Origin of the sequence: Burkholderia mycopellens (assembly GCF_964265025.1) — a bacterium.
In the GTDB taxonomy this organism is placed as follows: Bacteria; Pseudomonadota; Gammaproteobacteria; order Burkholderiales; family Burkholderiaceae; genus Burkholderia.
Window position 1 is genome coordinate 2128371 of sequence record NZ_OZ183802.1, and the last position, 20693, is coordinate 2149063.

Here is a 20693-nt window from a genome sequence, read left to right on the forward strand (position 1 = left end):
CGGACGAAGAACCTGACAAGTTGTACAGCTCCCAGCAGCTGCTGTCAACGTCGGACGTAATTTCCCCAGAAGTGTCGAAGTAAAATTCCCCACCCTGTTCGGACGGTGATCAGCCGGCGATGTGATCGGATGAGCTCCTTCGCGGACGGCCCGGGCGCCGACGAACCGGTTCAGCGGACGGGTGATTCAGGGAAGATGGTCGGTTGCGCAGATGGTCGGGCAGCAGATCGGCGTGTTCTCGTAGGCGGTACGATGTGCCTTCAATCTGCACGACGATCGCGTGGTGCAGCAGCCGGTCGAGCAGCGCCGCGGCGACCACGCTGTCGCCGAACACTTCGCCCCATTCGCCGAAGCTGCGATTGGACGTCAGGATGATCGCGCAGCGCTCGTAGCAGGCGTTGACGAGCTGGAAGAACAGATTGCCGCCGTTGGAGCCGATCGGCAGGTAACCGATCTCGTCGACGATGAGCAGGCTGTTGCGTGCAAGGAAGCGCACGCGCTGCGCCAGGTTGCCCTCCCGCTCGGCCTTGGCCATCGAGTTCACGATCTCGGCCAGCGAGCCGAAGTAGACGCTCTTGCCGGCGCGCACGGCTTCCACGCCCAGCGCAATGGACAGGTGCGATTTGCCCGTGCCGGGCGGCCCAAGGAAGTGCACGGTCTGCCGTCGTTCGATGAACTCAAGTTGCGCAAGCGTCATGATGCGATCTCGGTCGAGGCTCGGCTGGAAGCTGAAGTCGTAACCGGCCAGCGTCTTGATCGTGCCGAGCCGCGCGGTCTGCAGCGCCATCCGGATGCGGCGGGTCTCGCGCGTCGTGAACTCCTCGCCCAGCAGCGTTTCCAACACTTCCAGCATCGAGCTGTCGCCTTGCTCGAAGCGATTCAGGGTGGCGTCCAGCGTTTCGAGCGCGCGCGGCATGCGCAAGCCGACGAGATAGCGCCGGATGCGTTCCAGTGTCGAGGCAGGCATGCCGCTCATGCGGTCCTCCCAGCATCTGCGAGGCGTCTTGCGACCTGGTCATAGAACGACAGAGGCCGGCGAGCTACGGCTACCGTTACCGATGGTGATGGGTGTCGTGCTGGCTGCTTGCGCTGATTTGCGCGCCGATGGCCGGGCAACAGCGAGGTTCGTCGCCGGCCTTCGAGCACGGGATGAACCGCCAGCAGTTCACCGTCTTCGTAGATGCGGATCTCGTGGGCCAGACTGTGGACGTCGAGCGTGCGCTTGCGTGTTCGATCGGGCACGCTGTAGTAGTTGCCGCCGACCGAGACGAGGCCTTCGTGACTCACGCGACGCTCGAGCCGGATCACGCCGTTGAAGGTGCCGGCCGGCAACGCCTGCAGTGCGGGACGCTCCTCACCGAAGTGCTGGGCGACGACGCGGTGCGTCGTGCCGTGCACGCGCACATTGGCCACCGTGTCGAGCCACTCGCGCAACTGTCGGTTCAAGTCGGCGAGATTCTGGAAACGACGCGCCAGGAAGAAGTCCTGCCGGATATAGCGGTACGGCCGCTCGACCTTGCCCTTGGTCTTGGCGCGATATGCCTTGCAGGCGCGCGGCGCGAAGCCGTAGTGCTGCGCAAACGCGACCAGCTTCGCGTTGTAGACGATGTGCTTCTCGACTTCGCCCAGCACGGCCGCCTTCATCCGGTCGTACAGAATCTCGCGCGGAGCGCCGCCGAGGTGCTCGAACGCATCCATGTGGCAGCGCAGGACGGTCTGCAGGTCCTGATGCTCGACGAAACGTCCCCAGAGATAGCGGCTGTGCCCAAGCACGATCGAGAATAGCCAGATCGAGCGTCGCTGGCCAGGCGCGTCGCCGAACTCGACATTGAAGTGGGCGAAATCCACCTGCGCTTGATGCCCGGCAGGCGTCTCGAAGCGCACCTCGAAGCCACGTTGGCGGGGCGGCCGGACCTCCCGAACCAGGTCGCCCAGTGCCGTGCGGCCACCGGTGTACCCCATGGCCCGAATCTCGCGCAGCAGTCGCTCGACGCTCAGGTCGGGAAACTCGCGCACACGTTCGGTGACGTAGTGGACGAACGGATCGACCACGCACGGTCGCGGTGCGCGCGGACCGTAACGCGGCGCCTGAACGCCATTCCTGATGTATTTACGAACGGTCTTGCGGTCCATACCCAGTCGAGTAGCGATGGCCGAAATACTCAGCCCTTGCCGATGCAATTCCAGAATCGTCATCACTTCCTCCAGCTCGACCACCGACACCCCCACGACGGATCTCCAGGGCGATATGGTCGGCGATCGACAGGACGGCGCCGCTACCGCGGCGCCATCAGATAAAAAACTGGGGAAAATTACTTCGACGAAAGTGGGGAGTATCTATCCGACGCTGACAGCTGCCGACATTTTGAGGATCGACCGGTGCGGTTTTCATCGTGGAACGAGGCTCTACCTCAGATTCCGGATAGATTTGCGCAAGCCAAAGACATCAGAACCAGGGGTTGCAAAATTCGGGCTGGCCATAGATTACTACTTTGCTCCTACACCAAATGTCATAGCCATTTCAAGATGTCGGGGCGCCAGCTAAATAGAAATGTCGTGTTTTCAGGGGTTCATGATTTGTTTCTCATGGGCTGCAGATCACGCCGTGTCGAAGAGCTGGTCCTGAACGGGCAGGGTGCTTACGCTTGCGTCATTGCCCCTTGCAGACCGACGGCTAGGTTTGCGCGCGGGCTGTTGCGGCTGTCTGCGTTCGGCGAGATCCACGATTACCTGCTCGACGTCGGCCTGCGTAAATGCACGTTGCTTCTTCGTGCCAACGGGTTGCTTTGAACCGCGGACGGCCTGACCTTGATTGGTTCGCGACGGCGATCCGGAGGTTCGACGGTTGTCGCGCTGAGCCTGAAGCGCTTGCGAAACTTGTAGCACGTGACTCAATCGCTTTTGCTCGATCACTGCACCTTGATCGACTTCCGCCAGCTTGTCGTAAAGACGGCAAGACAGAACCTTGCCATCGGCTCGGATTTCGATCCGCCCGTCGGGGTACTCCCATACATCGATGTAGCGGTGAATCAGCTTCCGGTTGACCGGCGTGTCGTCCAGCAAGTAAAGCACTCGGTCGTGGAGCACGGTCAGCGATTTCGATACCCGACGTGTTTCACGCCACGTCAATAACGTATCCAGATCCTCGTCGTCTCGCAGTGGCCGATGCGCATTGAAGTCGCTGCGCGGCGGCTTCGCGAAGCGTGTGTTGTAGGCTGCCATGAAGGAGGGCGCATACGCATTGGCCTCGGCTACCGTGCTGATCCCGCGCAGCCGCAGTTCCTTCACGAGCCGGTCTTGCAAGGTCAGATGCGCTCGCTCGACACGGCCCTTGGCCGAGCTGCTGTTCGCGCAAAACGTATCGATGTTCAACTCATACATGGCCCGGCCAAACTGCGTCACGCTGCTTCCGGTCTTGCTCGCGGTTGGGCTGCGGAACACGCTGTACTTGTCGCTGTAGAGCGCTCCAGGTTTGCCGTAACGCTCCAGATACGCCCGCGTCGCTTCGAAGTAGCTGAAGGTCGATTCGGTCTGCGTGAAGTGCAGATGCATCAACCGACTCGTCGCGTCGTCGACGTACACCAGCAGCGTGCAGGCCGGCGCCCGTTCCTCGAACCATCGATGATCGCTGCCGTCGATCTGGATCAGTTCACCCAAGCAGGCGCGCCGGGCCCGCGGCTGATAGACCTTCGGCGGCCGCTGCCGGCGTGGCACCCACAAACCGGCATCCGTCATCAGCTTCCGGACCGTCTCCTTGGCCAACTGGATGCCATGGCACTCGGACAACTTCTCGCAGGCCAGCGTCGGGCCAAAATCCGCGTAGCGCTCGAGAATGATCGCCAGCGCTCGCCGAGCCAGTTCCTCGTCCAATCGCCGGTTCCCCGGACGACCACGTTTGAGCGACGTCAGTCCAGCCGCACCAGATTCCCGGTACCGAATCACTAGCCGTTCGATCTGCCGGACCGTTAGGCCCAGTCGTTCGGCCGCGCGGCCAGGCTTCAGGCCCAAATCCACCACAGCCTGGATTACCTTCAGACGGTCGAGTTCTCGCATGTTCAATGTCACCAGTGCTGTTCGGTGCATCGCCGGCTCCATGATCTGACGGGGAGCCGGCAAGCTTACCGAGGTCCAAACGCGACATTTCTAAATGGCTAGAACACGACATTTCTAAAAAGCTACTACACCAAAACTATCGATAATCTTGATTATGTAAAATTCACTCAATGCGGCCTCGCATACACCACGGCGGCCCTCAGCAAGCTGACGGGATAGATTGACATCGCGACTGGTCAATTTAGAAAATAAATCTGCTACCTGTCAAACGTATCAGTTGAATCTAAATTAACGCCAACTTATTCTAATCGCCGTTCGATCGAGCAACCTCATAGAGCTTCTTAATCCCCATTGCCGAGTGAGTCGAGCCGAAGCCATCCTCACGTTCGGTTACTAGATTGCACAAATTTTCGCAAACGCTTTCTCTAGCCTTGGAGAAAGCGCTCCATTTCTCTCGGTTAAATTTCGAGACAGATTATTTACATTTTTATAACCGATTTTCGGAATGAGCCAAATTGGGCAGCGCCGTCATAATTTTTTAATTGAACGAATTCGAAAATACGACAGCAACGCTCTATAGCTCGAGGCTCGCACCGTTGAGTCAATTGGATGGTGATGCATCGCGTTTAATTTTCAGACCGGTTTCGGAGATTCGAATGCGTGATGGCTTAATGAAAGAAAGCATTCCCCGACCCGAACTCATTCTGGCGTCACCGGCACGCTTGCGCCCGACCGAAGAGTGTGTGCCGGATCGACTGATGGAAGTTACTTCCGACATCCTGCGGGATGGATTCTGGAAAGAACCTATTCTGGTCGAGCGCGGGTCGATGATCGTAATGGATGGCCATCACCGCCTGGCCTTTGCGTTGCAGCGTGGCCTTGCGAGCGTGCCATGCTTGCTTGTTACGTATTCGCACGTCTCACTCACAGCCTGGCGTAACGACGTGGTCGTCAGCCCCGACGAAATCATTTCCCGCGGCATGACCGGCAAGCTGTACCCGCCCAAGTCCACACGTCATACCCTGCTTACGCCCGTAGATTATGTTTGCAATTTCCCTCTCGCAATGCTATTCGAGAGCGGCCGCGTTTCGCTTGAGCATTTTCAGTCCGATTCACAGCAATCTTTATGCGTCGAGCGGACCATCTGAGCTCTTTTCTCTTCTCTTCTCAATCCAGGGCGTTGTAGATCATGCAAATCGACTCCATCGACAAGTTCGTGACCGACGATGTATTTTTGGAGCTGCGTCATTTTGTCCAGTCTCGCAACGTCCACCTGAAGCTGGAAGGATTCAACGCCGGCGGCTCGATCAAGCTCAAGACTGCCACCGCGCTGGTTCGAGATGCGGAAACGCATCGCAATCTCAAATCGAAGCGCAAGTTCATCGAATCGAGCTCAGGCAATCTCGGCCTCGCCCTCAGCGTGATCGCGGCGGCCCGCGGGTATCACTTCACCTGCGTGGTCGACAAAAATAGCAGCGAGCAAAGTATTAACATCATGCGCGCACTCGGTACGACGGTCGTCATCATCGATAAGCGCGACAGCCACGGCGGCTATCTTGGCAGTCGGTTGGAATACATTCATGCCGCCCTCGCGCGAGATCCGGATCAAATCTGGCTCAACCAGTACCAGAATCGCGCAAACCCTGAAATTCATGCTCAGCAGACTGCTCGATCGGTCCTGGACGAATTCGACCACGTTGATTATTTGTTCGTGGGCGCAGGCACCACCGGCACGCTGATGGGTTGTGTCGCCGCTTTCCGCGTTCATTCGCCCGCCACACGGCTCATCGCAGTGGATTCGATCGGTTCCGTCACGTTTGGAACGCCGGGACAACGGCGCCATCTGCCAGGTCTCGGTGCCAGCGTGATGCCGCATTTCTTCGACCGCACGCAAATCGACGACGTGATTCAGATTCCGGAAGCTGAGACGGTAGCAATGTGCCGAGACATTTCAGCTCGATACGGCTATTTGAGCGGAGCATCGACGGGCACAGTGCTCGCGGCCATCCGTCGGATGCACGCGACGATTCCGCCCGATGCGCGAGTCGTGGCAATTTCACCCGACCTCGGTCATACGTATCTGGACACGGTCTACAACGACGCCTGGTGCAACGAGACATTTGGCAGCGCCTGGCAGGAAGCTTTTGCATCGACATCAAAGGACATTCAGTATGCGTGACGACCATCCGTGCTTCAGCGTGATCTCCGGTGACTTCATTGAGGCCATCTTGTCGGAGACAAAGCCGCAGATCATCGATCTCGTGCAACAAGGGTACTTGCTCCACCATCACCGCAAGACAATCAATCCGGATAGCTACTTCCTGCGTTTCGACGACAAACCGGAAGCACGCATCATCGCGCTGCCGGCCGCTGTACGCGATCTTGACGGGGGGCTGTCGGTATCCGGTATCAAATGGATCGGGAGCTATCCGCGCAACATCGACGTCAATTTACAGCGTGCGTCGGCCGTCGTGATACTTAACGACTACGAGACCGGCTATCCTTTTGCGTGTCTCGAAGCCTCTCAGATCAGTGCGGCGCGAACTGCCGCTTCTGCCGTATTGGCGACCCGTCATCTGCACGGCGACGGTAAGCGTGCGCGATCGCTTAGCGTGATTGGTGCCGGTGTAATCGCGCGCACCATCCTTGCCTACTTCGACGCAGACGACTGGCAATTCGACGACGTGTGCGTACACGATCTGTCGACGTCGCACCGCGACGCGTTTGTGCGTAACGTGGGAAAAACTTCGCGTTGGCCCGTAAGGAGCGCGTCGCTCGGCGATGCGCTCGATGCGTCGATCGTCGTGCTGGCGACCACGGCCGCCGCTCCGTGGATCGACGCGGACCATTCATGGCGGGCGGATCAGGTCGTGTTGAACGTGTCTTTGCGTGATTTGCCGCCTGAGACGATTCTCGGCAGCAATAACGTGCTCGATGACGTCGATCACTGCATGAAAGCAAACACGTCGCCGCACCTCGCGTTCCAGCGATACGGCCATCGAGACTTCGTCAACGGCACACTCGCGCAGATCATCGAGGGCGAGGCCCGCCTCGACACGAAGAAGCCCACGATCTTCTCTCCATTCGGGCTCGGGCTGCTTGATCTTTGCGTCTCCATGTTTCTTTACCGACAAGGCGTGGAGAAAGGAAAGGATTATGCGGTGCCGAACTTTTTCCCGAACACCGAGCGCTGGAGCCGCTGAGCCATGACCATTCGTTACGATATACGGCCCATTGCCGATCACGTTCGGCATGTTTCGCGCGTAGTGTGCACCGAGGGCAAGGGTTCGATTGCCGATTTTTTCCAGAGCAGACCGATCGACGAAACGCTCGCGCGACACGGCGCGCTACTGTTTCGAGATTTCGAAGTCGCGGATGACGATTCGTTCAGCCGGCTGGTCGACACGCTTTCCACTGAAAAGCTCCGCTACCGCGAACGTTCGACGCAACGCAAGAAGGCCGCAGACAACGTCTACACGAGCACCGAATATCCGGCCGATAAAACGATTGCCAATCACAGCGAAAACGCGTTCCAGAACATCGTACCCGGGAAGATCCTATTCTACGTCAGGCACATCGACTGCCGCGGCGGCGAAACACCGTTCGCCGACAATCGGCGCATTCTCGAACTGCTCGGCGACGACGTCGTGGAATCGTTCCGTCGCCGTGGCATTCGCTATTTGCGCAATTTCGACGGCGGTTTCGACCTGTCATGGCAAGAAGCGTTTCAGGTCGACGATCCTGCGCTTGTCGAGGCTTATTGCCACGATAACGAAATCGAATTCGAGTGGCTTTCGCCGACGCATCTGCGCACATCGCAATTGCGCAATGCGACGCGCGTGCATCCTGTGACCAACGAGGAAGTCTGGTTCAATCAGCTGCACTTGTTCCATATCACCAACCTGGAACGGCCGGTTCGTCAGGCGTTGCTCAGCAGCGTAGGTCGGGCTCTGCTGCCGCGTCATGCAGTGTATGGCGACGGCGAGGAGATTCCCGACGAGATCGTCGATTGCATCCGCCGCGCGTATCTCGATGCCGAGTTCGTCTTTCCATGGCAAACAGGCGACGTCTTGATCGCCGACAACGTTCTGGTCAGCCATGGGCGAAAGCCGTTTGAAGGAGAACGCGCGGTCCGTGTCGCGTTGATCGATCCGATTACGTATCCCGCATTCGAGGAGGCAACTCGTGATATCGCATGATTTCGATTCGGCACGGACACTGATTCCGCTGCTGGAGCAAACCGCTGCACGTGCGCCCGAAATCGTTGCAGTGCAGGATGAACGGCGCACACTGAGTTTTGCTGCGCTCGTGAGCGAGATCGACGCACTGGTGATGGCACTTCGGTCCAGCATCGCACCCGGGGACCACGTCGCCGTAAGGTTGCCAAGAGGACTGGAATACGTCATTGCGGCCTATGCGATCTGGAAGGCAGGCGGTGTCTACGTTCCACTCGACGACAATTGGCCGAACGCGCGTATCGAGACGATCCTCGTCCGCTCCAACGTACGTGTGTTGATTCACGCCGGCCCTGCCCCTGCCGGCATGCAGGTCACGGCGCTTCCGCGTAATCCGGCCGTCGCGCCGATCGCGACGGACATGGCCGACATGACGGCCTATCTTATTCACACCTCCGGAACGACGGGCGTGCCGAAGGCAGTGCAGGTCGGTCACGCGTCGCTGCTGAACCTCGTCGCGAATCACCAGCGCTATCTTTACCGCCCTCATGGCGTGACAAGCGGTGCCGTCGCGCTCAACGCGTCATTCTGTTTTGACAGCGCACTCGAACGCATGGCGCTCGTCGCGCTGGGATACACGGTGCACGTCGTCGCGGATCCGGTGCGCAAGTCGCCGCACGCGCTCGTGCAGTATCTGCGGGACCATCAGATCCTGAATGTGGATCTTGTGCCTTCGCATTTGCGCGTGCTGATGCATACCGGCCTTGCCACAGCCGCGACCGCTCTCAAGCTCGTCATCGTGGGTGGGGAACCGATCGACGCACCGCTTTGGCAAGAATTGGCCGCTAGCCGCATTGCATTCTTCAACGTCTACGGGCCGACTGAAAACACCATCAACACGACGTTCTGCCGGATTCAAGGTACCGTTCCGCACATCGGCCGGTCGTTTGATGGCGTCGACTGCGACATCGTCGATGCCGACGGCCGACGCTGCGCAACCGGTATAGCAGGCGAATTATGGATATCGGGACGCCATCTCGCGCTTGGCTACTACAATGCCCCCGATGCGACGGCCAAGGCCTTCGTCGAGCGCGACGGCGTCCGATACTATCGAACGGGAGACATCGCACGAATCGACGACAGTGGCGACCTTCAGTTCATAGGCCGGCTCGACGATCAGGTGAAGATCAACGGTCACCGCTTCGAGTTGGCAGATGTGCAGCACCACCTCGCATGCCTGGCGAGGGTCCGCGAAGCCGCCGTTACGCTCATACGGCGACCCGATAGCGTACGGTTACTCGCCACGGTCGTACTGGAAGCCGGCCCGCAAGCGCCGACGTTCACCGAACTCGCCGCGCAACTTTCCGCGCGCGTTCCGGGCTATATGGTGCCCGAAAACTGGCAAGCGCTGGACGCGCTACCGCTCACGGACAATCTGAAGCTCGACCACAAGGCGCTATTGCACGCATGGGAGCGAACGCAGCAAATTGCCGGAGATATCGACGGCGCAAGCGACACATGGCGAGCAAGCGAGCGCGAGATCCGTTCCGTCTGGCAACGAGTGCTGGCGCGCAACGAATTTGCGCTTGACGATCATTTTTTTGCCAGCGGCGGTGACTCCATTGCTGCCATGAACCTGCTCGTGGAACTCGGCGTTCTGACGTCGGGCGAGGTCGAACTCAACGTCGTGTTCAAGCACCCGACGGTCCGCAAGATGGCAGCGTGGCTCGATACGCAGCGCACGCACGCAGCGACGACCGTCAGCGGCGCGCACTCATGACCGCACTACTCTACTGCCTCCCGCACGCCGGCGGCGGCGGTCATCAGTATCTGTCGTTGTCGTCTCATCTGCATCCCGATGTCGAGTGGGTGCCACTCGATTACCCGGGGCATTTCTCGCGAGCCGATGAGCGTCTCGAGCACAGTCTCGACGGGCTTGCCTATACGCTGAGCGCAGAAATACTGGCGCATGCGAGCGGACGGCAGTTCGCTGTGTTCGGGCATAGCATGGGAGGCGCGCTCGCGTTCGAAATCGCCCACCATGTCGCGGCGCGCGGCGCCGACACGCTGCGCGTGGTCATGATTTCGAGCGCAGCGCCGCCACAACGCGCGAGCCACACGGCCCATGAGCACTTTACGCTCGACGATGCCACATTCGTCCGTCATCTTGTGGACACGGGCGGCTTGAGCGAGGCGGCGGCAGCCAACCCGGCGCTGCTGCGCGCGGTCCTGCCGCTGATTCGCCACGACTATCGCCTCTATTTCGAGCATGTTCCACCGGCGCGCGCACCTCTCGACGTGCCATTGACCGTGTTTTGGGGCGAAGCAGAAACGGCCCTGGAACCGGTCATGCGGGCGTGGGCGGATTGCAGTCGGGGCGACTTCGCGGGCAAACGCTACCCTGGCGGGCACTTCTATTGGCAGTCGTCGACCGGCGAGCTGGCCAGCGACATCTCGGCCAGCGCACGGCATCACATGTCGGCACCTCTCCTTCGTTTCTCGGGTTAATCACCATGTCGATACTTCAGCGCAAGGACATTATCGTAATCGTCGACGGCTGGTCGGGCGGCAAATACCTGATCCCGGCATTCCAGAGTCTCGGCTATTTCTGCATGCACGTGCAGTCCCAATTCGTGCCGGCTGTCTTCGATGCGGACAATCGGCTCGCGATCGCGCGCAGTGACCGGCACGTGGTTCATGACGGCGACTTCGACGCGCTGCTGGCGACATTGACGCCCTACAGTATCAGGGCCGTACTGCCGGGTAGCGAAAGTGGCGTTCTGCTTGCCGACCAGATCAACGATGCACTCGGTTTGAGCTTCGCGAACGAATTCAAATACTCGCATGCGAGACGCGACAAACATGCAATGCAGGCGCGCATCGCGCAAGCCGGACTCGCGTCGATCGAACAGTGCTTGGTCGAAGATCGGACCGCGCTGCGTGCATGGCTCGCGCGCCATGATCGCTGGCCGGTCGTCGTGAAACCGGTACAGAGTGCCGGCACGGACGGCGTAGCGATCTGCCACACGATCGAGCAGGCGGACGCGGCGTTCGCGTCGATCGTCTCAAGGCACGACTTGTTCGGCCGGCGGAATGCAAGCGCGTTGTGCCAGGCATATCTCGATGGCGAGGAGTACGTCGTCAATGGTGTGGCGTGCGATGGCCGTTGCTTCTTCACGGAGTTGTGGCATTCGACGAAACGGCAGTATGAGGGCGTTCCCGTATATGAAACACAATATCTTCGTTACCGCGACGACGCGGTCTTTGACGCACTGACCGCGTATGCCGCTGAGGTCTGCAAGGCGCTCGGCATCAGGAACGGCCCCTTCCATGCGGAAATCATGCTGACAGCGCGCGGCCCGGTGCTGATCGAGATCGGCGCACGCATTGCCGGCGGAGCCGATCCCTACGTGATCGAGCAATGCCTCGGCCATTCGCAAGTCAGCAAGGTCGTCCAGGCGGTCGTCCGGCCAGACGAGTTTCTGCGAGAGCAGGCCGACCCGCAAGACCATCGCGGTCATCGTCGCGCGGCCTACATTTTCATGATCTCGCCGTACACGGGCGTCGTTCGAGATACGCCCGAGGCGAGCTTCATCGCGATAGACGGCGTCATCAGCGTCAATTATCACCACGTGCGCGACGACATTCAGCAGCGTACCCGCGATCTCATGAGTTCGCCCGGTGTCGTGATCGCGCTAGGCGCGGACGCGACGCAACTGGACCATACGATCGCTGCAGTCCGGGCTGCAGAAGCCGCGTTCTACCAAGAAAACCTGATTCAGCAAGCATGAGAGAGCCGTCATGGATCTTCACCAGTTAGTGCAACAACATGCTCAGACGTTTCCGTGGTACGGTGCGCTCGTGCGCGCGTGCGGCGCAGATGCCGGGCGCCTGGAAACGCTGCCGCCGATCACTGAAGCGATCCTTACCGATCACTACTATCACGATGAGCGACCGCTGCCTGAACCGGTCGATAGCTATTTGACGTCCGGTACGCGGACCGGAAGACGGAAGCGCATCCGCTATTCGCATCGCGATCAGCAACTGTATCTGCAACAACGCACCGAGATCATTCGCCGTTTTTGCGGTAACGAACTCACGCGCGCGTGCGCGGACCTGGGTACAGGCCATGCTGCCGCGACGGCCGGCCAGATTTTCCAGTCGATGGGCTGTCAGGTCGAACTGATCGATTTCGCCCGGCCGATCGACGAACACGTGCGGGTGCTTAACCGATTCAAGCCCGAGATTTTTTTCACGATGCCGATGATCCTCGATCGTCTCGTCGCGAGCGGGAAACTCGATTTTCAGCCAAAGAAGATTCTGGTGCTCGGCGACGTGGCATCGTCGAGCTGGCAAGCGAGTATCCTCGATTATTTCGCGCTTCCGCGCGGCAGTATTCTCGATCTGTACGGCAGCATCGAGATTGGCTCGATCGCCCATTACCGGCATGACATTGATCGATATGTGCTGGACGCCTATTTGCTTCCCGAGGTGGTAACGCCCGAAGCGATTTATCCCGGTTCCAGCTATCGGGGACGCGGCGGGCTGCTGCTGCTGACATCATTCGCGCGCGACTATTTTCCGGCGATACGCTTTGTTACCGATGACTTGATCGAGGGCTTTGCGCGGGAGATCGTCGACGGCCGCCCGTGCTACACCTTCGACCGTTGCCTCGGCCGCTTTGCAGCCGAATACAAGCACGGTGAAAAAATCAACCTCAGCGATATCAGCGACGCGATCGCCAAACATCTACCGCTACGCCGCTACGACCTCGAAGACGGCGGCGGCAAGCTGACGATTCGTATCGGCGACCGGTCCGTCGACAGTGCGGTGCTCGACGCAATCCGACGCGACATTCTGTCGCGCAACCCCGATGTAGCTCAAATGATTGCGTCAGGTCTGGTGGAAGACATTGGCATCGAGCGTGTCGACACCGAAGACATCGCCGATGACGCAAGCAAGCGTCGCTACTAAACGCGTCTGAAAGAGGAATGACCCATGTGCGGAATCGCAGGAATAGTTGACTTTACGAAGCGGCCCGTCTCCCGCGCGCAGTTGTCGGGCATGCTGGATACGATATGGCACCGGGGACCGGACCAAGAAGGTATTCACCATGACGGACATATCGGCCTCGGCATACGCCGGCTCAAAGTCATCGCACTGAACAACGGCGCGCAACCTAGTTACAGTAGCGACGGGCGTCATGTTCTGGTGTTCAACGGAGAGATCTACAATCATCACGCGCTACGACGCGAGCTGATCAATGACGGATATCAATTCAATACCGATTCCGACGCTGAGGTCATCGTCAATCTGTACGCGCGCGACGGCGAGCGATTCTATGCGCAGCTGGACGGCATGTTCGCGCTGGCGCTCTACGATCGCCACGAGGGCGCGTTGTTGCTGGCGCGCGATCGCGCCGGGAAGAAGCCGCTCTACTATCACTTCAGCGACGACACGGTCTGCTTTGCTTCCGAACTGCAGGCTTTGGTCAAGCACCCGTCGATCGGGCGCGAGCTCGATCCCGTTGCGCTCGACTATTACCTGCGCTTTCGAGTCGTACCGTCGGACCGGACGATCTTCCGGAGCGTAAAGAAGGTCCCGGCAGGCGGCAGTGTCCGCCTTAAACCCAACCGCGCCGATGTCACGCAGAATTGGCAGGTGGACTATACGCCGCAGTCCGCCCCGCGCACCGAGGCCGAATGGATAGACGAACTCGACGCGGCGCTCAACCAAGCGGTCGCGAAGCGTATGACCGCCGAAGTTCCGGTTGGCACGATGCTGAGCGGTGGGTTGGATTCCAGTCTCATCACCGCGATCGCAGTAAAGCAAGGACACCGCGCACTGAAGACTTTTGCAATTGGATTCCACGAAGCGCAATTCAATGAGCTACCGTATTCGCGCCGCCTGGCCGCGGATCTCGGCACGGATCATCACGACTACATCATCACTGCGCGGGAAGCCTTTGACGCGGCTCATGAACTGATCGCACATTTCGGCGAGCCATTCGCGTTTCCGTCATCGATAGCAAGCCACTTCATGTATCGCCTCGCACGGCAGCATGTGACCGTGGTGCTGGGCGGCGACGGTGCCGACGAGCTGTTCGGCGGCTATGCGCGATATTCGTTGGCAGCGGCTTTTCCCGATTTTCCCGCCGACTACGCATTGCCGCGCAAGGTCGATCTTGCAGGCGCATCGTGGTCGTCTGGGCAGTTCGACGTCTTCTATCAAGCGTTGCTGACGGATGGCCTGGGGCACGACGCGCGGAACGACTTGTACAGCGACTCGTTTAGAAAGCAGCTGATTGATGCACAGCAGGCCTGTCCGTATCGCGGCGAACTGCGTCGTCATGCGGATCGCCTGTCGGCTGCGATGGAATACGACTTCAATCATTGGATGCGCGAAGCGCAGTTGGTGAAGATAGACATCGCTTCCATGGCAAACTCGCTCGAGGTGCGTGTTCCGTTTCTCGATACTGAGGTGGTCCGGATTGGCAGCGGACTGCCCGGCGCACTAAAGCTCAGGGACGGCCGGGAAAAACACCTGCTACACTGCGTCGCACGCCGGTACCTCCCCGACTATATCCTTGATCGCAAGAAGCAAGAGTTAGCCATGCCGCTCGAGCAGTGGATCGTCTCGTCGATGCTGCCGACGATCACCAACACGTTGCTGAGCGACGAAGCGTTGTCCCGCGGGCATTTCAATCCGGATCGGCTCCGTGCCTTCGTCAACACATACGACGGCAGCCAAAGCTATGCACTATGGACCCTGTATGTACTCGAAAAATGGCATAAGCAGTTTTCCTGATGCGGGAGGCCGGTCATGACGACGCGAACTCACTACTGGGTCGGTGTCGTGTTCACGGTCCTCTATATTTTGATCGCGTCGGCCCAAAGCGTTGCATTGAATGCATGGCTGCACAGCGTCAACGTGTTTCTCGTCGTCGGCTTGTCGTTCTCTATCGTGACGGTTGTTTTCTCGATCGTCGGTGTTGCCAGGCAGCGGTATGCATATGCCGATCTGCTGTCGCGTTGGCGCTTTCTCTGCGCGCTCAATCTTGTGTCCGTCACAAACTGGCTGCTCTACTTCTTCGCGGTGAAGTACCTCGAGCCGTCGGTCGCCGTGACCTTAACGCAAGGCGTGGGGCCTGTCAGCATGACGCTCTACATGCTGCTCCAGCGCAAACGCGTCACCGCAACCACACGCGTATGTCACGGCATTATCTTGGTGGCGGCCGCGGGCATGTGTGCGTACGTTTTGGCGTACCGCGACGTGTACAGTCCGTACAGTCGCTTCGAGACATTGATGGGCATGGGGCTTGCCGTTGCGTGCAGTATCAGCATTACTGCAACCGTCCTGATCTCGAAGCGCTTTGCCGCACATCAAGTTCCGGCTGCGGCCCTTCTATCGTTGCGGTTTCCGCTACTGGTCGTGGTGTGCGCAGCTGCATTGCCGCTGCAACACGATTTGAGGATGACCGCGGATATTTTCGCGACCATCTTGTTGGTCGCCCTTGTCGGGGTGTGCGGATCGACCTATTGCTTGCAAAAAGGCATCGAGTTCGCACCGTCTCTCGCGGTATCGACCGTGCTCGCGCTGTCTCCACTGGCCGTATTCTTGATACAGTTGTCGAACGCACGCGCGCCGTTCAGCCTGCCGATATTCGCGCTAATCGTCACTATCGTGATCGTCTCGATAATTTCGATCGTCTACGACGCTCGCCGAATCGGCACTCACGAGGACGCGATCGCCGCGAAAATAGCAGACCCGGCGCAGAGCTGAGCCAATTGGCCGATTTACGGTCGGAAGGGGGCCTTCGATTTCCATGCGCTTTCCGGTTAGGCGCCTTTATACCTTGCAAGGCCTCCCTTCACTAACGTAGACCAAAGCAAAGTTGTCTACATGAACGCCCCCCTTTGCGCCGGACTTTCGAGTCTTCGAAAAACAGGATGGGCTGCAGCTCTACATTCGGCCTTGTTTCAGCCGGTTTAACGCTTTCGTAGTCCTTCTGGTAGGATCGTTGATGTGCCAGCATTGCCCAGATTATCCGGGCAAGCTTGTTGGCCATCGCGACGATGACGACGTTCAACGGACGCCGCTGTTTCATCTGCGTCACCCATAGACCTGGCTCTTTCACGTGGTAGATGATGCTTCGCGCGCCGTGAACGAGCAAAGTCCTGAGACAGGTATCACCTCGTTTACTGATTCCCTGTAGCTCTATCTTGCCACCGGAACCCGTCTGGCCCGGGACGAGACCGAGCCACGCAGCAAACTCGCGGCCGGATTTGAAGGCTTTCGCCTGTCCCATCGTTGCCACTGCCGCCGTTGCGGTAAGCAGGCCTACGCCTGGGATCATCGCAATTGCTTTGGCAGACGGGTCGTCTTTCATCCACTCGTGCAAACGGCGCTCGATCTGGCCGATCTGCCGATCGAGGTCATCCAGACCTTTCCATTGCTCGCGTAACGTTTCGATCAGTATCGCTGGCAGGCGTCCCGACAATCTTTCCAAAACCCCAACGACAGATTTGTCCAACGCAGCTCGACCGACACCCATCACCTCGCCATACTCGGTCAGCAATCCGCGCAGGCTGTTGATCTGCATCGTGCGGAACTTCACCAGTTGCTGCCGCATGCGATGCAGCGCGAGCACTGTCTGTTGAGCCTCGGTCTTCACGGCAACTTCCTTGCTGTCCATCTGCGTAGCCATCCAGATTGCTCGAGCATCGGCAGCATCGTTTTTGTTGCGGATGTTGAATGCCTTGACGAATTTCGCTGGCATCAGCTTCACCCGGTGGCCCATCTCGATCAATCGCCGCGCCCAGTGTTGGGATCCGCTGCAGGACTCCATCCCGATAAGACAAGGACTGCGATTTGCAAAATATTCGAGAACCGCTGCTCGTTTCACAGGTCTGTTCACGATCTCACCGGTTTCGGGGTCCACCCAATGCACCTGCATTACGTTTTTTGCGATGTCCACACCCACGATCGTATGCGTCATGATGGATCCTCCGGTTGAGTAGGCCAATATGATCTACCGATTTTTATTCAGTAGCGACCGCAGGGCACGAATGTACCGCCGACGCTACACGCAGCGATGGTGGGGGGCGTTCATATCATTCACTTCGCCGTCTCGCGCCGGCGATGAAGGGCGAAACCGTCGCGAATTCATGAGATTGCAGGTTGCGAATTAAAGTTGTCACCGGCCACGGTGTTGCGAAGACCAGTGCCAACTCCCGCCCACACCGTGTTTGAGCAGGCAATCATGCCGTGTGATAATAAGGATTAGATAGAAACTGTTCCCGTTACGGCATCAAACACTCGATCCATGCAAAACCGGTGGGAACAAGATTGCCTAAACGGACGCCCGCAGCCCTGATCCGATGGGAAATCAGTCTTTACTACCGTGGCAAACGAACATGGCGACGTCTTGGATTCGGCAACCCGACTGCGACGCCGTGTCCGGCCTGACGGATTCAATGCATGAAGGAACGAGCGAGCCCGGAATTTGACAGCGGGCTCGCCACGCTCAGTGCCCCTTGTAGAGTTCGAGCAACTGGTTCTGCATGCTCATCATTTCCCTGTCGTACTGCATTTGCATCTTTGCCATGGCTTCGTTGTGCTCCATTTCCATCGCCATCATTTTCTGATGGATGACGATCGCCTGCGTGCGCTGTTCGGGCGTGAGCTTGTCCATCATCATCATGGGCCAGTCGCTTGTGTGCGACATATAAGTACCGCTGCGACCAATGCCACCGCCGTCTGCCTGAGCAGCACCGGCGACGAGCAGGAACGGAATGGCGGCACACAGCATGAGCTTTTGAATCGGGTTCATCAGGGTTCTCCTGTCAAAAAGGAGCGTCTGGAAGCGCCCGTGTCAAATGCACGGGTTTCCTGAGCGCGTACGATGAATTTGCCAGCTGACATCGAGATCTCGTCCGATTAATCGACCGGGTGATCGAAAGACTTCTCCCGGCTAAGCGCTAAGACGAATCGGCTGACGACTGATTGTTCGACTGGCGTGGTATTTGTCGTCCCGTTCCGGTAGATGTGACACATCGCGGCGAGAATTTTCGGATCGCGTCAACCCGCGAGCCCGGCTGCGGTGCCCATACGAGAAAACGGGAACGCGCACCTCGCCGACCTCGCCCCCCACCCTTCAGTTGGCTGTCGCAGCCAGCGGCTGCCCAACTCATCATCTCTGGCAGTCGTACAGGATCAAACGCCCGACCCATGCAAAACCGGTAGGAACAGAATTACTTAACCGGACGATCGATATAGCGGGTTTGCACCCACCCTGATCGCGCTCGTCGCCGAGACAGCGCCGGACGTGACCATTTCCTTGATCGACGTCGGCCCGGTCATCCAACGCACAAAGCACGCGAGGCAGCAATCCGAATGTTTCAGATATTTCAGATATATCCACTTCAACCCGGATTGTTTCAAATCATATTGAATCAACCCTCTTGAAATCCCTTGTCAGCCGCCATTCCATTTCCTATAAATCATTAGTGCCAAAACGTTCGGTAATAAAAAGATACGCAAGCCCTTTGATTCTTCGACGGGAATCTCATAACCAACTCGAAAAATAAAAAGCGGTAAAATTTTTCACGGGCAGCACATTTCACGCCTTCCGGTTTCCGGTAAACCATTAAAAAAATGGAATACCGGGCATTCGACGAACCAACGTTCCGGCATGCTCCGGTACGCGGCGGCGTCAAGCCTGGGCACTATCACGGCCGATCTGCGATCGCCCGACCGGATCGAAGAACGACGGAATTCGCCGGCATCGCGGCCTTTGACGATGCCGGTGCTCCATGCGTCCTAAGCGCATGAGACTGTTAATCGAAGGCACGGGGAAACATCCAACCTCTTCAAGGTCAAGGTGAAAAAAATGAATCTCAATCCGATTGAAAACAAGCCACACGGGACCTTTGCCGAATTCGCCAACACCGCGCCATTTTCCGCCGACATAGTCAACAAGTTCAAAATGGCGCTCTATCACGACGGCGTCCAGCTGGGTTGGCTTGGCCAAAACGACGGCGAATGGGCTCTTCTCGTCGATTCCGCCGCGAAAGCGCTAACGCTGGAACAGTATCCCTACAACGGCACGACGTATTACCGGATCCAGGGCACCACTCGATATCTGTCCGTCAGCAACAACGCGTACGTCGGGTTCTATAACTGGATAGGCGCACGCGGATGGACCCGCCAAGGCTCGATTTTGATTTCCGATTTCAATCACCAGAAGCTGTCGCTCTACTCCAAAGACAATGCGTATCTGTATGCGTGGGATGCGTACACCGTGCTCGACGTGCGCTTCGACGCGCAATAGCGCTCGGCGACTCGCCTACCGGATCGGTTCCCGGCTTCCGCTATTCAAGGAACGGGTGCCACCCGGTCAACCAACCCTGGCGGGATGCCTGCCGGGCTGAGCCCTTCACCTTCATCCCACCGGCAACAAAAGGGGAAGCACGATGACCTTCAAGATTCTCAGTTGCGATGGCGGCGGTATCCGGGGATTGATCACCGCCCTGCTCATCCAGGACCTCGATCGGCGCAGCCGGATCATCGAGAGAGCGGACGGCTTTGCCGGCACCTCCACGGGTGGCCTGATCGCCCTGGGGCTGGCGCGCGGCGCGTCCATTTCCGAAATCGTCGATATCTACAGGACGAAGGGTCCGGTGATCTTTCGGAAAAACCCGGCGTGGCTGGCGCAACAGCAAGCGCTCGAACAAACTGCCGTCCTGGCTGGACCCGGCCTGACCGCATGCCAGTATGTCAACACAGGGCTGCTGGAGATAGCCAGGTCGCTGCTCGGAAACCGCAAGCTGACCGATCTGTCCCGCTTCGTCGCGATCAATTCGGCGCGCCTGTGGGATCCGCAGACCAAGAGCTGGGCTCCGTGTACCTTCTCCAACGGAAATGGCAACGCCTATCGCAACATCGGCGGCGTCGACGCCGCACTTGCGACATCGGCCGCGCCGACGTATTTCCCGCCTTACGAAATCGCCGGGCTCGGCTATTTCGCCGACGGTGGCGTATTTGCAAACAATCCTTCCATCTCCGCCATTGCCGAGGCGCTGGCCAGCGGCCGCTCAAGCAATCTGGATGATGTGCGCCTGCTGTCCCTCGGCACCGGAACCAGTCCCGAGGGCATTCCCCCGAACGCGGTCGGCAATCCGTTGAACTGGGGCATTTCGACATGGCTGTGGCCGCTCGAATACCGGGGCGTGCCGGCAGCGGCGCTGCTCGGGATGACGATGGATACGACGGCAACGATCGCGGCACGACAGGCCGAGCAGATACTGAATACGCACTACCGGCGGGGCAATTTCGTTCTCGGTCAATCGATCGGGCTGGACGACTGGCAAAAGGTGCCGGAGCTGGAGCAGGAAACCCTGGCGTACATGAAATCCGCCGAGTGGCAACAAGTCTGCCAGTGGGTCGAGCAATACTGGCGCTGAT

The 20693-nt window shown here is 58.7% G+C and carries 16 protein-coding genes and 1 pseudogene; 12 read left to right on the forward strand and 5 right to left on the reverse strand.

The genetic code is table 11. From position 1 onward, the window contains the following. Positions 1–109 precede the first annotated feature (109 nt). From istB to ACPTTC_RS09820, 3 genes are all read right to left on the reverse strand, one after another. Positions 110–976, reverse strand: coding sequence for an IS21-like element ISBcen28 family helper ATPase IstB (gene istB / locus ACPTTC_RS09810; RefSeq protein WP_124681121.1), 867 nt, complete (start codon positions 974–976; stop codon positions 110–112). Further along, positions 973–2229 (reverse strand): IS21-like element ISBcen28 family transposase, encoded by a 1257-nt coding sequence (istA, locus tag ACPTTC_RS09815; protein ID WP_423391356.1) that lies wholly within the window; start codon positions 2227–2229, stop codon positions 973–975. Before istA ends, istB begins: the two co-directional genes overlap by 4 nt. Before the next feature lie 369 nt (positions 2230–2598). Then, entirely contained in the window at positions 2599–4083 is a 1485-nt protein-coding gene (locus tag ACPTTC_RS09820; RefSeq protein ID WP_423392344.1) for an ISNCY family transposase, read from the reverse strand. 512 nt (positions 4084–4595) lie between these two features. Between ACPTTC_RS09820 and ACPTTC_RS09825 the strand changes: the two genes are divergently transcribed. Genes ACPTTC_RS09825 through ACPTTC_RS09870 form a run of 10 tightly spaced genes read left to right on the forward strand, consistent with a single transcriptional unit; the run spans position 4596 to position 16010 of the window. Next, positions 4596–5201, forward strand: a complete 606-nt coding sequence (locus ACPTTC_RS09825; RefSeq protein ID WP_423392345.1) for a ParB N-terminal domain-containing protein — start codon at positions 4596–4598, stop codon at positions 5199–5201. Between the two features lie 41 nt (positions 5202–5242). Next, positions 5243–6232: a 2,3-diaminopropionate biosynthesis protein SbnA gene (sbnA, locus tag ACPTTC_RS09830; RefSeq protein ID WP_423392346.1), complete on the forward strand. Its 990-nt coding sequence runs from the start codon at positions 5243–5245 to the stop codon at positions 6230–6232. Then, complete coding sequence (sbnB, locus tag ACPTTC_RS09835; RefSeq protein ID WP_423392347.1) at positions 6225–7256, forward strand: 2,3-diaminopropionate biosynthesis protein SbnB; 1032 nt, start codon at positions 6225–6227, stop codon at positions 7254–7256. The genes sbnA and sbnB overlap by 8 nt, the downstream gene beginning before the upstream one ends. Before the next feature lie 3 nt (positions 7257–7259). Next, positions 7260–8252, forward strand: a complete 993-nt coding sequence (locus tag ACPTTC_RS09840; protein ID WP_423392348.1) for a TauD/TfdA family dioxygenase — start codon at positions 7260–7262, stop codon at positions 8250–8252. Then, a complete protein-coding gene (locus tag ACPTTC_RS09845) occupies positions 8239–10008 on the forward strand; it encodes a non-ribosomal peptide synthetase (protein WP_423392349.1) in 1770 nt (589 codons plus the stop codon). Before ACPTTC_RS09840 ends, ACPTTC_RS09845 begins: the two co-directional genes overlap by 14 nt. After that, a complete protein-coding gene (locus ACPTTC_RS09850) occupies positions 10005–10736 on the forward strand; it encodes a thioesterase II family protein (RefSeq protein WP_423392350.1) in 732 nt (243 codons plus the stop codon). Before ACPTTC_RS09845 ends, ACPTTC_RS09850 begins: the two co-directional genes overlap by 4 nt. A 5-nt stretch (positions 10737–10741) precedes the next feature. After that, entirely contained in the window at positions 10742–12019 is a 1278-nt protein-coding gene (locus ACPTTC_RS09855) for an ATP-grasp domain-containing protein (protein WP_423392351.1), read from the forward strand. A gap of 10 nt (positions 12020–12029) precedes the next feature. Continuing rightward, the gene (locus tag ACPTTC_RS09860) at positions 12030–13202 is read left to right on the forward strand and encodes a hypothetical protein (RefSeq protein WP_423392352.1); all 1173 of its coding nucleotides are present in this window, start codon (positions 12030–12032) and stop codon (positions 13200–13202) included. A gap of 24 nt (positions 13203–13226) precedes the next feature. Continuing rightward, positions 13227–15035: an asparagine synthase (glutamine-hydrolyzing) gene (asnB, locus tag ACPTTC_RS09865; protein ID WP_423392353.1), complete on the forward strand. Its 1809-nt coding sequence runs from the start codon at positions 13227–13229 to the stop codon at positions 15033–15035. Between the two features lie 15 nt (positions 15036–15050). Beyond that, entirely contained in the window at positions 15051–16010 is a 960-nt protein-coding gene (locus tag ACPTTC_RS09870) for a hypothetical protein (RefSeq protein ID WP_423392354.1), read from the forward strand. 211 nt (positions 16011–16221) lie between these two features. Here ACPTTC_RS09870 and ACPTTC_RS09875 read toward each other — a convergent pair. Next, a pseudogene (locus ACPTTC_RS09875) lies at positions 16222–17226 on the reverse strand (IS110 family transposase); the annotation flags it as partial. 528 nt (positions 17227–17754) lie between these two features. Continuing rightward, positions 17755–18060 (reverse strand): hypothetical protein, encoded by a 306-nt coding sequence (locus ACPTTC_RS09880; protein WP_423392355.1) that lies wholly within the window; start codon positions 18058–18060, stop codon positions 17755–17757. Positions 18061–19119: 1059 nt separating this feature from the next. Between ACPTTC_RS09880 and ACPTTC_RS09885 the strand changes: the two genes are divergently transcribed. Next, the gene (locus ACPTTC_RS09885; protein WP_423392356.1) at positions 19120–19560 is read left to right on the forward strand and encodes a hypothetical protein; all 441 of its coding nucleotides are present in this window, start codon (positions 19120–19122) and stop codon (positions 19558–19560) included. A gap of 142 nt (positions 19561–19702) precedes the next feature. Beyond that, positions 19703–20692 carry a patatin-like phospholipase family protein gene (locus ACPTTC_RS09890; protein ID WP_423392357.1) on the forward strand — a complete coding sequence of 330 codons (990 nt, stop codon included), beginning with the start codon at positions 19703–19705 and terminating at the stop codon, positions 20690–20692. Position 20693: the final 1 nt, after the last annotated feature.

Excerpts from the sequence above, each read along its gene's own strand:
- sbnB (WP_423392347.1), top strand. The coding sequence starts at position 6,225 with ATGCGTGACGACCATCCGTGCTTCAGCGTGATCTCCGGTGACTTCATT.
- ACPTTC_RS09850 (WP_423392350.1), top strand. The coding sequence starts at position 10,005 with ATGACCGCACTACTCTACTGCCTCCCGCACGCCGGCGGCGGCGGTCAT.
- istB (WP_124681121.1), bottom strand. The coding sequence starts at position 976 with ATGAGCGGCATGCCTGCCTCGACACTGGAACGCATCCGGCGCTATCTC.
- ACPTTC_RS09880 (WP_423392355.1), bottom strand. The coding sequence starts at position 18,060 with ATGAACCCGATTCAAAAGCTCATGCTGTGTGCCGCCATTCCGTTCCTG.
- ACPTTC_RS09860 (WP_423392352.1), top strand. The coding sequence starts at position 12,030 with ATGGATCTTCACCAGTTAGTGCAACAACATGCTCAGACGTTTCCGTGG.
- ACPTTC_RS09870 (WP_423392354.1), top strand. The coding sequence starts at position 15,051 with ATGACGACGCGAACTCACTACTGGGTCGGTGTCGTGTTCACGGTCCTC.
- ACPTTC_RS09890 (WP_423392357.1), top strand. The coding sequence starts at position 19,703 with ATGACCTTCAAGATTCTCAGTTGCGATGGCGGCGGTATCCGGGGATTG.
- sbnA (WP_423392346.1), top strand. The coding sequence starts at position 5,243 with ATGCAAATCGACTCCATCGACAAGTTCGTGACCGACGATGTATTTTTG.
- asnB (WP_423392353.1), top strand. The coding sequence starts at position 13,227 with ATGTGCGGAATCGCAGGAATAGTTGACTTTACGAAGCGGCCCGTCTCC.
- ACPTTC_RS09855 (WP_423392351.1), top strand. The coding sequence starts at position 10,742 with ATGTCGATACTTCAGCGCAAGGACATTATCGTAATCGTCGACGGCTGG.
- ACPTTC_RS09820 (WP_423392344.1), bottom strand. The coding sequence starts at position 4,083 with ATGCACCGAACAGCACTGGTGACATTGAACATGCGAGAACTCGACCGT.
- ACPTTC_RS09840 (WP_423392348.1), top strand. The coding sequence starts at position 7,260 with ATGACCATTCGTTACGATATACGGCCCATTGCCGATCACGTTCGGCAT.
- ACPTTC_RS09885 (WP_423392356.1), top strand. The coding sequence starts at position 19,120 with ATGAATCTCAATCCGATTGAAAACAAGCCACACGGGACCTTTGCCGAA.